Below are 13584 nucleotides of genomic sequence, written 5' to 3' on the forward strand. Positions count from 1 at the left end.
GGCTCAAGTGTTCAGAATCCCGGCTCCAACGATCTAGCGGCGCGGAGTGAGCAGGAAACGGTCCTTCGCGTTGAGCTCCACGGCGGCGCGGCTGTAGAGCAGCGGGAAATACTCTCCCCGCTGCCAGGGCCCCGCCAGGTCGCGATAGTGCGGGCTCCGCGGGTCGCCCGACTGGCCGGGGGCGTTGATCGCCTGCGACCTGTCCCAGTTGCCGACGTCGAGCACCATCTTGAACGTGGGGCCTGACAGGGGGGCGTAACTGACCGGCAGATAGTTCGACGCCTCCACGGTGTTCCAGGAGCCCCCGCGTGGGAAGGGCCCCACGTCCTCACCGGTCGGGTGCGTGAACGTGAGCCGCTGGATGTCGCCCCACTTCCAGGCGGCGGGATCGGGACCGAGCCGGCCGATCAGCTCGTCGTAGGCCGCGGCGAGCGAGGTCTTGAGGATGCGGTCCCGCACCGCCGTCCCGTCGTCACCGAACCACCGGTCCGGGTTGTCCATGGCGTCGAAGAGCAGAAGCGGGTCATGGATGAAGATCTGCCGCGCCACGTTCTCCGGCAGGACCTCGCGGGCGAACGCCGGTTCCAGGTGGCTGGTGAACCACGTCTCGAACAGAGCGGCCCGCGCCGAGTCCGCGCTCGTGACCCCGTCGTAGGTGCGGAGCAGTTCGAGCGCCCGCGCCGTCGACGGCTCGTCGCTCTCGATTTCGGCGAGCAGCCGTACCAGCTTGCGGGCCGGGATGGAGACCTTGTCGCTCTGCAGCGCCGCCGAGTCCGCGGGCGAGGTGCGCGGCCGGGAGGAGAGCGCCTCGACGATGCGCTCGTGCCGGTAGGGGAAGGCCCACGAGTCGAACCCGACCTTCAGCGGGTGGTTCTCCGGCATGTTGAACTCGTTGGCGGAGGCGACGATTCCCTCGGCCGGGTTGTAGGAGCGGGGCAGCCGGGCGCCGTCGTGGAAGCCGTCCCAGTCGTAGCGGCCGTCCCCGGGGACGGGCAGCAGGCCGTCGTAGCCGATCCTCCTGGGTGCCAGACCTCCCGGAACCCAGCCGACGTTGCCCGCGACGTCGGCGTAGATCTGGTTCTCCGGCGGCCCGCCCCAGGTGCGCATGGCCGCGGTGAACTCGTTCCAGTTACGCGCGCGCATGTACTTCATGCTGCCGAAGTAGGGCGTCGTGCCCGGCTGCAGCCAGGTCGTACGCAGGGCGTAGGCGAGGTTCCGCTCCCGGTCGACCTTGATCACCGGACCGTGGCGGGTGAACGACAGCTCGGTGGGCTGTGCCCCCTGACCTTCGACCGGCACGTTCTCCGTGACGGTCCTGAAGCGCTCCCATCCCTGGCCGTACCGGTAGCGTCCCGGGTCGTCGGGGTCGAGCCGGTAGACGTAGAGATCCTCCTGGTCGACGCCGAAGATGGTCAGCCCGAACGCCACGGTCCCGTTGTGCCCGATGGAGATGCCGGGCAGCGCGGGCTCCCCCGCCCCGATCACGTCGAGGCCGGGTGCCGACAGGTGGGTGATGTAGCGCAGCGCGGGGGCCTTCATCACCCGGTGCGGGTCGCTGGCCAGGATCGGGCGGCCCGTCGTGCTGCGCGCCGGCGCGACGGCCCAGGCGTTGCTGCCCTCCGCGAGGGCGGGGGCCGGCGGTTCGGGCACCGTGCGGACCTTGCCGTTCTGGAAGACGACGCTCTGGGTGGCGAGCTGGTAGGTGCCGAGCACGTCCGGGGGCAGCGCGCACGGGTCGAGCCCGTCGGGCACGACGGTCTTCCACTCGGGCTGGAGTTTACGCATGAGCGGGTCGACGCCGATGCCGCCCGCGCAGACGGCGCGGGCGCGGTCGACCTCGGAGGTCAGGTTCACCGCCAGGCTGTGGCTGCGGATCCGGACGACGTCCTCGGGAGACCAGCGCGCGGGAGCGTATCCCAGCTCGCGAAACTCCTGCGGCATCGCCTCCGGGTCGCGCTTCAGCCGGTCGACGTAGGCGTTGATCCCCTCGGCGAACCGGGTGGCCGCCTTCTTCGCGTCGGGGCCGTAGCTCTCCCACTCCTTCGCCATGTCCCCGCGGTAGAGGAACAGCCTGGCCGCCTGGTCCTGCTTGAGGTAGGCGGGACCGAGCACCTCGGACAGGAGCCCGAGTCCGCGTCGGCGCCACAGGTCGATCTGGAACAGGCGGTCGCGGGCGGCGTTGAACCCCTGCGCGAGATACAGGTCGGCGGTGTTCTCCGCGTAGATGTGCGGCACGCCCCACCGGTCCACCAGCATCCGCACCGGCCGCTCCAGCCCGGCGACCGGGAAGACCGAGCCCGCCGTCCCCACGTCCCCCGCCCTCTCCGCGCCCGCCGCCTGCGGTAGCAGGCCGGTGCCGAGGGCACCGCAGACGGCCAGCAGTGAGGCCGTCCTCCTCCATCGCCGCATGTCGCTCCTCCCGTCGGCCGGCAGCACGCGGCATGCCGGCGATGTGGGGCTCACCGGCCTGCGCACCGGGCGCGGACACGCGTCCTCGCGTCCGATCGACCTCCCGTACAGGATCACGGTGCCGTCAGGCACCGTCACCGCGACCGTGGCGCGGCCCCAGGCCCCGTCACCGCAACTGTGGCGTGGCCCCCAGGGCCCGTCAGCCCTTGTTCACCCCCTAGGAGCCCCCTCCACCGCCGTACGAGACGGGCGGCACCGGAACCGTCCGCCTATCCGCGGGCTCCGTCACCGGCCACCGCGACCGCCTCGGTGAAGTGGTGATACCGGGTCAGCTCCTCCTCCATGGGGTCCAGCACCAGCTCGCGGCCGACGCTGTCGACGCTCGATCGCAGCGCCTTCGCCGCCTTGCGGGCCCGGCGCCGTCCGCCGAGCCAGGCGGCCACCCGGGAGAGCAGCGCGATCAGCAGGCCGAGCAGGACGCCTCCGATCAGCAGCGTGGTGGGCCAGGGCAGCTCTCCCGCGGTCGGCATGTAGAGCTGCGGAAGCCGGAGATAGTCGAGGGCGACCAGGGCGAGCAGCCAGATCCCTCCGGCGACCGTCGTCGCGAGGGCCAGCCACTGCGCCAGCCCGGCCAGCCGCCACCACAGGGGCCGCCTGGAGACCCCGAGCGAGGTGGTGGCCACCGCCCGGTCCAGGCCGTCCTCCAGCTCGTCCCCGCGCAACCTCGCCGCCTGCCGCACGGCGGCGGCCCACGGCGCGGGAAGCCCGGCGGAGGCGGCCCCGGCGGCCTCGCGGATGGCGGTGTCCATCCGGGAACGCTGGACGACGGTCGCGACGGGGATCGACGTCCTTCCGACGACGCTCCCCGGCTCTCCCGGCTTCGCCGGTATCACCGGTTCCCCGGCGGATCGGCTCGTGGCGTCCAGGCGGAGGCGGCGGAGCGGGTCGGGCCGCAGGCGGCGGATCCAGCGGGTGGGCGGCCACCCGGTGGCGGCGACCGAGCGGTGCCGGTGGGACTTGGCCACGGCCTCGACGACGACCGGCACCCCGGCGGCCTGTGACAGCGCGTCTCTCAGCGGCCTCGCCAGGCCGTCCGGCCCGCTCGCGGCCTTGGGAGGGGTCTCGCCGGGGGCGATGCCGGACGCCTGGAGGAGCGCGTCGGCGGCCATGCCCGCGTCGGCGGCGAGGCGGGCCGACCAGGACCGCCGGTCGGCGACCCGGGAGGTGAGCAGCGAGCGCAGCTCGGGGATGCCCGCGCCGGTGCGGGTGGACACCCCGACCACCGGGACACCGGTCAGGCCGTCCTCGTCGAGGAGCCGCCGGAGGTCCTTCAGGCACCGCTCGGCGGCGGCCGGGGAGAGCCGGTCGATCTGGTTGAGGACGACGACCATGACGCCCCGGTGCCGGGCCAGCGGCCTGAGGTAGCGGTCGTGGACGGCCGCGTCGGCGTACTTCTGCGGGTCGAGCACCCACACCAGCAGGTCGACCAGCTCGACGAGCCTGTCGACCTCCAGCCGGTGCGACGGCTCGATCGAGTCGTGGTCGGGCAGGTCCAGCAGGATCAGCCCGGCGGCCTCCCCGTCCATCCCGGACGCCTGCCCAAGGCCACCCGACGGCTGGACGGCGGAGGGCGACGGAGTGCCGGGGGCGAACGGGACTCCCGCCTCGGCGATCTTCCCGCCCCCTCCGGACGCCGTCGCGTCGGCCCTCCCGCTCATCTCGGCCCCGCTCGCTCCGTCCGGTCGCCCGACGCCTCCGTTCCCCTGCCAGGGGCTCTGAACGGCCTGGCCGGAGGCGTCGAGGAGCTCGTGGCGGCGGGGGATCTCCAGCCAGTCGAGCAGCGGCCCCGCCCCTGCGCCCTCCCAGAGGGCGGCCTGGGCGGTCGAGGTGGTCGGCCGGGTGACGCCGACCGTGGCGAGCGAGGTGCCCGACAGCAGGTTGAACAGCGAGGACTTGCCGCTGCCGGTGGCTCCCGCCAGCGCGACCGCGGTGTGGTCGACCGACAGGCTCGCCCGTACCCCGGCGCGGGAGATCACCGAACGCGCCGCGGCGACCGCCTCGGCGTCCAGCCTCCCGTCGGCCAGGTCGGCGGCGCGCGCCAGCGCGGCCAGCCGGTCGTCCAGCGAGACCGTCTTCTCTCGTCGCAGCAGCTTCACGCCTGGCCCGCCTCTCCCGTACCGGTGGCGCGCGGGAGGCCGTCAGCGCGGGGAAGGCCGTCGGGCGGTCTCCTGGACTCTCCCACGGCTATCGGGACGGAACCCGCGGGAAGGGCGGTCCCGCGGTTCGCGACGGGGAGTTCGCGCAGGTGCTCGCGTACGGCGTCGGCGGTGGCGCGGAGGGCGGGGGCGGTGCCCTCGGGGGACCGTACGGCGTCCAGCAGGTCGGTGAAGCGGTCGGCGTCCTCGCCGAGGAGGATCGCCACGCGGGCCCGCAGGTCGGAACGGGCCTTGACGGTGAGGGTGCGGACGGCCTGGTCGCCGAAGACGGCCTCCAGGACCTTCTGGCTGAGCACGCTGGTGCCTCCGGCGATGCCGACCTCGATGCCGGTCAGGCCGCCGGTCGAGGCGAACACCGCGAGCATCAGCAGCAGCCCGGCCCCGTTGAGGCCGAACGAGGTGACGCGGGCCGTGGTCCGCTTGTCCGCCCCCTCCTGGCGGACCAGGTCGAGCACGTACGACTGCCAGCCCCTGACGGCCTCCTCGGCCCTGGCGGGCAGGTCGGCGGAGGCGCGGCCGAGACGTCCGGCGACGGCGACCCCCTCGCGTTCAAGGAGGGCCCGTCCCGAGGGGTGCGACGACCAGGACTCCAGAAGGCGCTCGGCGGCGCCGTCGGCCGAGGCCCTGATCAACGCCTCCACCCCGCTCTCCAGCGCGGTCCGCAGCTCGCTCTCGGGCGCGGGCCGCCCGGTGACGAAGGCCACGACCCGGTCCCTGAACCGGCCGACCCGGCTCTCCAGGGAGCGCATCAGGTCGCCGGTCCCGATGAAGTCCTGCCAGCGGGCCAGGACCTCGCCGCGCAGCAGCGACCCGTCCCGCATGCCCTCGTCGAAGGTGGCGAGGCCCACGGCGTAGGCGGCGTCCGCCATCGAGCGGAGCTCCTCGGCCCCGGCGTGCTGGCGGTCGACCGCGGCCGCGAGCGCGGGTACGCGGGTGGAGAGGCTCTCCAGCGCGCCGGACAGGGTCTGGCGTACCACCTCGGCGCGGGAACGGGAGTCGGCGGCGATGGCGATGAGCCAGTCGGCGATCGGCTGGACCGCCTGGCGCGGCAGGCGGGCATTCTCGTCGGGCAGCACCAGCTCGGGCACCTCGAACAGGTGCGTCCCGCCCAGGCCGTTGGCCTCCAGCAGCCGGTTCAGGTCCTTGCGCACCACGCCCATGGCCTCGGGAGGGACCCTGGACAGGACGACGGCCAGGGCCGTGCTCCGCTCCCTGGCCGAGCGCAGGAAGCTCCAGGGGACCTCGTCCGCGTACCGGGCGGCGGTGGTGGTGAACAGCCACAGGTCGGCGGCGGCGAGCAGCTGGGCGGCCAGCTCGCGGTTGGCGGTGACGATCGAGTCGATGTCGGGGGCGTCGAGCAGGGCCAGGCCCGGCGGAACGGTCGCGGCGGTGACGACCCGGAGCGTGCCGGGCTCACCCCTGCCGCTCCCGGTGACGCGCGGCAGGCCGGGCAGGACGTTCTGGGCGGTGAACCACTCGCGGTCGACGGGGCTGGTGACCAGGGTGGGGACCATCGTCGTGGGCCGCAGCACGCCCGGCTCGGAGACGTCCTCGGCGACCAGGGAGTTCACCAGCGTGGACTTGCCCGCCCCGGTGGAGCCGCCGACGACGGCGAGCAGCGGAGCGTCGATCGCGCTCAGCCGGGGGATCAGGTAGTCGTCGAGCTGGCCGGTCAGCTCGCGCAGCGCCCGGCGGTCGGCCGTCACGTCGCCGATCGCTAGAGGGAACAGCTCGCGGTCGAGGTGCCGCCGCAGCTCCCGCAGCGTCTCCAGAAGACCGTCGTTGTCACCCATACGGTCGATCCTGCCCTGGCAGCGCCCCTCTAGACGCGTTTGGCCCCACCGCTCGACCGGGTTACGGGGGCGAACTCGGTAAAAGCGGTGGGGCCCAGCCCTCGGACCTCATCCGCGGGCCATGCCGAGCTCGTCTCCCCCGCAGCTGGAGGCGAGCCCGAGCCCATCGGATGCTTCCGAGGTGATCGGGGGTCGTGCATTGTCTATTTGAACACATAAAGCTTGGAAACGGGTCAGCTAAAGCTGAATATCAGCTGAAAGTTCAATCACTGTGGGGCGGTCGCAGAACATAGCCCACCCCGCGGAGGGTGTGGATGAGCCGGGGCTCGGCCGTGTCGACCTTCCGGCGCAGGTAGGAGACATAGGACTCGACCACCCCGGCGTCGCCGCCGAAGTCGTAGTTCCAGACGTGGTCGAGGATCTGCGCCTTGGACAGCACCCTGCCGGTGTTGACCATGAAGTAGTGCAGGAGCTTGAACTCGGTCGGCGACAGCCGCACCGGGACGCCGGAGCGCCAGACCTGGTGCGCCTCCTCGTCCAGCTCGAGATCGCCGACCTGCAGGCGTACGGGCAGGTCGAGGTCTCCCCTGGTACGGCGGAGGACGGCCCGGATGCGGGCGAGGACCTCCTCCAGGCTGAACGGCTTGGTCACGTAGTCGTCGGCCAGCCGCAGCCCGGCCACCTTGTCGTCGGTGCCGTCCCGCGCGGTCAGGAAGAGCACGGGCATCTGCCCGCCCATCTCCCGCAGCCGCCCCGCCACGGCGAAACCGTCCATGTCGGGCAACATCACGTCCAGCACGACCAGGTCGGGACGGACGCGCTCGGCGAAGTGCACGGCCTCCCGGCCGTCCACCGCGGTCACCACCTCGAACCCGGACAGGCGCAAGCTGGCCGAGAGTAACTCCCTGATATTCGGTTCGTCGTCCACGACCAGCAATCGGGCTTCCACTCTGTCCAGCACACCCCGAGGCTCGCTCACCTCGCTGGAACGCAGCTCAGCCAGGGCTGAACGTTTCCTGAGAACCGTCTCAGCTCCACTCCTCCCGGAAACCGGCGCGCCGGCCCCCTTCCTGGCCCCGGTTCACCGCCGCTTCCGGGAAACGGGCCGCCGCGCCGATCGTCGTTCCCGGAAACCTGACATCCCCGCCCCTGGCGGCCGGTTCGCCGCCGCTCCCGGGAAACGGGCCGCCGCGCCGGGCGCCACGGCCGGTTCACCGGCGTCCGGCGCCCTCGTTGATGGCGGTCGCGGTCACCGAGCCGTCGTCGGCCGTGGCTCCCCGCACGACCACCGCGCCTCCGGGCTTGAGGTCGGTGACCTTGCCCTCCTTCGCGACGCGTACGGACGTCTCGTCCGTGGTGTTCACGGTCACGACCGAGCCGTCCGCCGTCTGGACGTAGACCTTGCCGCCCTCGACGCGCCGCACGGTGCCGACGGTCATGCCACCCCGGCCGCCACCGCCCTGACCGGCCTCCTGGCCGCCCCGGCCCTCCTGAGGGCCCTGGCCGCCCTGCTGACCACCGCCGAAGCCACCGAAGCCGCCGGGGCCCGCGCCGCCCTGCCGCATCGCCGCCGCGGGGACGCCGGACGGGCCGCCCATCGCCTTCTGCGCCTGGATGCCCACGATCACCCCCGCCACGAGCATCACCCCGGCGCCCAGCACGAGGGTGAGCGTCGACAGGCGGCGCGGCGGCCGGGCCGCCAGCTCGCTGTCCAGGTCCCCCTGAAACGGGGAACTCTCCAGGGGTCTCCCCGCCGGGACCGTCTCGTCGGCGTTGCCGCCCATGTGTCTCTCCTTGCCTAAGCCGCGTAAGCCGTACGGGTCACTCGTGACGCAGGGCCTCGATGGGCCGGAGCCTGGCCGCCCGGTTGGCCGGGTAGCCACCGAAGAACAGCCCGATGCCCACGGAGACGCCGAGGGCCAGCGCGATCGAGGACGGTACGAGCACCGGTGAGATCCCGGCGATCGTGAAGCGGGTGCCGGCGAACGCGATCGCGACGCCCGACAGGCCGCCCACCAGGCTCAGTACCGTCGCCTCCAGCAGGAACTGGCCGAGAATGGCGCTCCTGGGCGCGCCGATGGCCTTCCTGATGCCGATCTCCCTGGTCCGTTCGGTGACGGTGACGAGCATGATGTTGGTGATGCCGATGCCGCCGACCAACAGGGAGATGGCCGCGACCGCGCCGAGCAGGGCGGTGAAGATCCCGATGGTCGAGCTGACGGTCTCCTGCAGGGTGGCCTGGTTCAGGATCCGGTAGTCCGCGACGCCCGCCGGGGTGATGCCGTGCCGCTGGTCGAGTACGGCGGTCACCTCGGCCTGCGCGGAGTCGGTCGTGTCGGCGCCGGTCGCCTGCACGATGATCGAGCCGAGCGCGCCGAACCCGGTCAGGCTCTGCTGCACGGCCGGCAGCGGCACGACGGCCACGTCGTCGGCGTCCTGCATGCCCGAGGAACCCGACTCCTTGAGCACCCCGATCACCGTGAACGGCACCCCGGAAACGCTGATCTGCCCGCCGACCGGGTCGGCCGTGCCGAACAGCTCCTCGGCCACGGTCCGCCCGATGACCATGACCTTCCTGGCGGCGAGCACGTCGTCGTTGACGAAGTAGGTGCCGCTCCCGACGGGCTTGTTCGTCGCCTCGAAGTAACTGGGGTAGGTGCCCACGAGCTGCGCGATCGTGTGGCTGGCGCCCTCGTGGACGGCGGGGGCCGCGTTCGCGGTCACCACGGGCGACACGCTCCGCACCGACGGAACCTGCTCGCGGTCGGTCAGCGCCCTGGCGTCCTCCAGGGTGAGCGGCCTGGCCTGGGTGCGCGGGCCCTCGTTCTGGCCCCCGGCCGCCCGGCCACCGCCGCCCCCTCCGAAACCGCCGCCACCGCCACCGCCTCCGGCGAAGGACGCCGAGACGGTGAGGGTGTTGGCGCCGAGCCGCTGGATGGACTGCTGGATGCTCTGCGAGGCCCCCTCGCCGAAGGCGACCAGCAGGATCACGGCCGCCACCCCGATGAGGATGCCGAGGGTGGTCAGGAAGCTGCGCAGCTTGTTGGCAGCCAGCCCCCGGAGCGCGAACCTCAGGATTTCGAGCCGGCTCACGCGGTGACCTCCGGCATGCGGGGCGGGAGGCCGTCGGCGGGGGCCTGACGGCGGTCCTCGACGATCCGGCCGTCCACCAGGCGGATGACCCTCTTGGCGTGGGCGGCCACGTCGTCCTCGTGGGTGATGATCACGATCGTCCTGCCCGCGACGCTCAGCCGGTCGAGGATGCCCAGCACGTCCCCGGTGGAGGCGGTGTCGAGGTTGCCGGTCGGCTCGTCGGCGAGCAGGAGGGCGGGCGCGGTGACCAGCGCCCTGGCCACGGCCACCCGCTGCTGCTGGCCGCCGGAGAGCTCGTTCGGCTCGTGGCGCACCCGGTCGGACAGGCCGACCTGGTCCAGGGCCGCCAGGGCGCGGGCCCGCCGGTCGGCGGCGCCGACCCCGCCGTACGCCATGGGCAGTTCGACGTTGGCGAGCGCGCTCATCCGGGGGATGAGGTTGAACGACTGGAAGACGAAGCCGATCTTCCGGTTGCGGAGTACGGCGAGCCTGCGCTCGTCCAGCGAGCCGACATCGGTGCCGTCGATGCGGTAGTCGCCGGAGGTGGGCACGTCCAGGCAGCCCAGGATGTTCATGAGCGTGGACTTGCCGGAGCCCGAGGCGCCCATGATGGCGACGTAGTCGCCCTGGTCGACGCTGAGCGACACCCCGCGCAGCGCCCGGACCTCGGCGTCTCCCCGGCCGTACACCTTGGTGATGTCCGTGAGGGACAGGACGGGGACGGTCACTGGCCGTTCCCTCCCCCGACGGGACGGGGGCCGCCGTTGCCGCCGCCGCCGTTGCGCCCGCCGCCTCCGCCGCCGAAGCCGGGGAAGCCGCCCTGCTGGGTGGTCTCCGTGGCCGCCGGGCGGACCACCTGGTCGCCCTCGGCGAGCCCGGACCTGATCTCGGTGAGCGCGTCCCCCTTGATCCCGGCCTCCACCTGTACGGGCGTCTGGCGGCCGTCTCGCAGCACGGTCACCGTGCTCCGCCCGCCCGCCGTGGAGATCACCGTGGAGGAGACGGCGAGCACGTCCTCGGCGCGTTCGACGACGACCCCGACCGTGGCCGTCTGGCCGAGCCTGACCTCCTTCGGCACCTCGGTGAAGGAGATCGTCACCGGGTACTGGACCACGTTGTTGCTGGTGGTGGCGGTCGGCTGGATCTGGGTGACCTTCCCGGAGGCGGTGACGCCGGTGAGCGCGTCGAACCCGATGGAGGCCGTCTGGCCGATCTTGAGCTTGGTGACGTCGGTCTCGGTGAAGGTGCCGACGAGTTGGAGCCTGCGGGTGTCGGCGAGGTCGATGAAACCGCCCGAGGCGTTCGCCGCGCCGCCCGAGTTCGCGGAGGCCCCAGAACCGGCCGAGCTGGTCGCGCCGTTCGCGCCGGTGCCGGTCGCGGCCTTGGAGGTGGCGCCCGAGGATCCTCCGACCGTGCCGTTGACGGCGGTGACCGTACCGGCGAACGGCGCCTTGATGACGGTGCCGTCCGCCGCGCGCTTCGCGGACCGGTAGGTGTTCCTGGCCGTGACGTACTGGGCGTAGGCCGCGGCGGTCGAGGTGTCGTCGTCCGCGGTGTCGAGGGCGGCGGCGGCCGCGTCCAGGCTCTCCTGCGCCGAGTCGTCGTCCAGCCGGGCGAGGATCTGCCCCGCGGTGACCTTGTCCCCGGCCTTGACGTAGATCTTCTCGACGGTGCCGTTCGATCCGAAGGCGAGCGACCGCGAGCGGGCGCTGGCCACGGTCCCCGAGGCGGAGACGGAGGCGGAGACCGTGGCCCGGGTCACCGGCACGGTCCGCACCGCGGCGTTGGCGGATGAGGCCTCGCCGCCGAGGGAGGAGTAGGCGATCACCACTCCGCCCAGCAACAGGACCCCCAGGGTCCCGTTCACGATCAGCGCTCCGCGCTTGGTCGACAGCTTCACAGCGCCTGACCCTGGCGCATCAGGCTTGGGCTCACCCCGGCGAAGGCTGAAGATTTCCTGCAGACGTTGTCGTACCGCTCGTGATGCACAGCAAACCTTCAGGGGCCTGTGAGCATGCTGTGAATCAGGCGGTCCAGGATGTCCGCCATGAGACCGACCCATCTCCCGAAGAAGCTGCGCGCGGGAGGACTCGCCCTGGCCGCCCTCGTCCTGGTGGGCGCGGGGGCGATCGTCGCGCTCGACGGCGGCTCCGACCAGGCCCCCCGGGTGGAACTGGCGTCCGCCAGGCGCGGGACGGTGACCGCCGCGGTGTCGGCCGCGGGCAGCACCGTGGACTACGCCACCCGCGACCTGGCCTTCGGCGGATCGGGGACGGTCACGAAGGTCTACGTCAAGGCCGGGGACAGGGTCGACAGGGGAGACGTACTCGCCAGGATCGGTTCCGCCCCCGCGCGCGAGCGCCACGACGCGGCGAAGGCGCAGCTCGCGGCGGCCGAGGAGGCGCTGGAGACGGCGGGAAGCACGCCGGAGAGTACGGGGACGACCGGGGTCGGGCAGCAGAGCGGGGAGCAGGCCGGCGACCAGACGGGGAGCAGTGGCGAGGACCGGACGACGGACCGGACAGGAGGTCAGACGGGCTCCGACCAAACGGGGGACCAGGCGACCGACCGGACGGGCTCCGACCGGACAGAGGACCAGGCGGGTGATCGGACGGGGTCCGACCAGACGGGGGACCAGGCGGGTGACCGGGCAGGGTCCGATCGGTCGGGCTCCGCCAGGCAGACCGGCTGCGAGCCCGCGGCGACGCGGCCTCCGGGGGCGGGCGCCACCCCCACGCCCGCCCCGACCGGGACGGGTGCCCCCACCCAGGGGCCCGCGCACACGCTCTCGCCACCCCCGGCGCCCGCGCCGACCGGACCGATGCGGACGGTGCGGGCCGTTCCCGCGGGCGGGATCGTCCCCGCCGGGTACCGCTCCGTGGCGGCACCCGCCCTCACCCCTACTCCCACCCCCGTTCCGGTACGGGACTCGGCTCCGGCGTCCGTACCGGCGCGGCCCTCGGCCTCGGCGTCCGCGCTCGCCCGGACCTCGACCGCGACGCCCGCGGCCACACCGACACCGACCGTGACACCGACGGCGACGCGGCCGGGCGGCTCTCCCCGGCCCGCGCCGACGGTCACCGTCACCGTGACGGCCGCTCCGACGGTGACGGTGACGGCCACCGCGACGGTCACCGTGACCGCGAGGCCGGACGGGAGCGGGCCGATCCCGTCCACCCCGCCCTCGGGCCCCTCCACCGGCCCCGGTGAGCATCCCGGGCCGACGGCGAGCCCCACCCGACCCACCGGCACGGCCGTGCCGACCGCGACCCCCAAGCCCACCACCGGCCGATGCCCCACCCCGAAGCCGAGCGCGAGCACGGGAACGGACAGGGGCACCTCCTCGAACAGGAACACCGGGCAGAACACCCAGCAGGGTCCTCAGCAGGGCGGCGGGACCGGGCGGGCGCTCACCGTTGAGCAGGCCGAGGCCCGCGTGAAGCAGGCCCGTGCCGAGCTGACCGACGCCGCGGAGGAACTCGCGGGCGTGCGGATCGTCGCCCCCGCCGACGGCACCGTCATGTCCGTGGCCGGGGCGGTCGGCGACAACGCGGGCACCGGCGCCTTCCTCACCCTCGGGAACCTGGACGGGCTCCAGGTGGAGGCGCTGTTCACCGAGTCGGACATCGGCAGCCTGAAGCTGGGACAGCAGGCGGCGATCACCCTGGCCACGCGACAAGGGGAGAAGTACACGGGCACCGTGACGGGGATCGCGCCCACCGCGACCACCGGCGACCGGCTGGTGAGGTACGGCGTCACGATCGCGTTCGACGAGCCCCCGGCGAACCTCCTGGTGGGCCAGACCGCCTCGGTCACCGTGACCGTCGCCGAGTCCGCGGAGACGCTCTACGTCCCGGCGCAGGCCGTACGGACCAGGGGCGGGGTCTCCAGGGTCACCGTGCAGGGCGGTGCCGAGCGGGTCGTGGAGACGGGGGTCCGCGGCGACCGGTACGTCGAGATCACCTCCGGGCTGTCCGAGAACGACCGGGTGGTACTGCCGGGGGGCGGGGCCGGAGGTGAGTTCCCCGACAGCAGCTGGCCGGAACCCGGTACGGGCGCCCCCTGAACCGGGC

The 13584-nt window shown here is 73.1% G+C and carries 9 protein-coding genes; 1 reads left to right on the plus strand and 8 read right to left on the minus strand.

What is annotated here, in order from left to right:
- Positions 1-33: 33 nt before the first annotated feature.
- From ACSDR0_RS16575 to ACSDR0_RS16610, 8 genes are all read right to left on the minus strand, one after another.
- Positions 34-2409, minus strand: a complete 2376-nt coding sequence (locus tag ACSDR0_RS16575; protein ID WP_435289696.1) for a penicillin acylase family protein — start codon at positions 2407-2409, stop codon at positions 34-36.
- 269 nt (positions 2410-2678) lie between these two features.
- On the minus strand, positions 2679-4565 hold the full coding sequence (locus tag ACSDR0_RS16580; protein WP_435289697.1) for a GTPase family protein: 1887 nt from the start codon (positions 4563-4565) through the stop codon (positions 2679-2681).
- Positions 4562-6418: an ABC transporter gene (locus ACSDR0_RS16585; RefSeq protein WP_435289698.1), complete on the minus strand. Its 1857-nt coding sequence runs from the start codon at positions 6416-6418 to the stop codon at positions 4562-4564. The genes ACSDR0_RS16580 and ACSDR0_RS16585 overlap by 4 nt, the downstream gene beginning before the upstream one ends.
- 262 nt (positions 6419-6680) lie before the next feature.
- On the minus strand, positions 6681-7379 hold the full coding sequence (locus tag ACSDR0_RS16590; RefSeq protein ID WP_435289699.1) for a response regulator transcription factor: 699 nt from the start codon (positions 7377-7379) through the stop codon (positions 6681-6683).
- Between the two features lie 250 nt (positions 7380-7629).
- The gene (locus ACSDR0_RS16595; RefSeq protein ID WP_435289700.1) at positions 7630-8202 is read right to left on the minus strand and encodes a hypothetical protein; all 573 of its coding nucleotides are present in this window, start codon (positions 8200-8202) and stop codon (positions 7630-7632) included.
- Positions 8203-8239: 37 nt separating this feature from the next.
- Positions 8240-9511 (minus strand): ABC transporter permease, encoded by a 1272-nt coding sequence (locus ACSDR0_RS16600; RefSeq protein WP_435289701.1) that lies wholly within the window; start codon positions 9509-9511, stop codon positions 8240-8242.
- Positions 9508-10239 carry an ABC transporter ATP-binding protein gene (locus tag ACSDR0_RS16605; RefSeq protein WP_435289702.1) on the minus strand — a complete coding sequence of 244 codons (732 nt, stop codon included), beginning with the start codon at positions 10237-10239 and terminating at the stop codon, positions 9508-9510. Before ACSDR0_RS16605 ends, ACSDR0_RS16600 begins: the two co-directional genes overlap by 4 nt.
- Positions 10236-11411 (minus strand): efflux RND transporter periplasmic adaptor subunit, encoded by a 1176-nt coding sequence (locus tag ACSDR0_RS16610; protein ID WP_435289703.1) that lies wholly within the window; start codon positions 11409-11411, stop codon positions 10236-10238. Before ACSDR0_RS16610 ends, ACSDR0_RS16605 begins: the two co-directional genes overlap by 4 nt.
- Positions 11412-11558: 147 nt before the next feature.
- Between ACSDR0_RS16610 and ACSDR0_RS16615 the strand changes: the two genes are divergently transcribed.
- Entirely contained in the window at positions 11559-13577 is a 2019-nt protein-coding gene (locus ACSDR0_RS16615; RefSeq protein ID WP_435289704.1) for an efflux RND transporter periplasmic adaptor subunit, read from the plus strand.
- Positions 13578-13584 lie beyond the last annotated feature (7 nt).

It is taken from the genome of Streptosporangium sp. G11, assembly GCF_051192615.1.
Taxonomy (GTDB): Bacteria; Actinomycetota; Actinomycetes; order Streptosporangiales; family Streptosporangiaceae; genus Streptosporangium.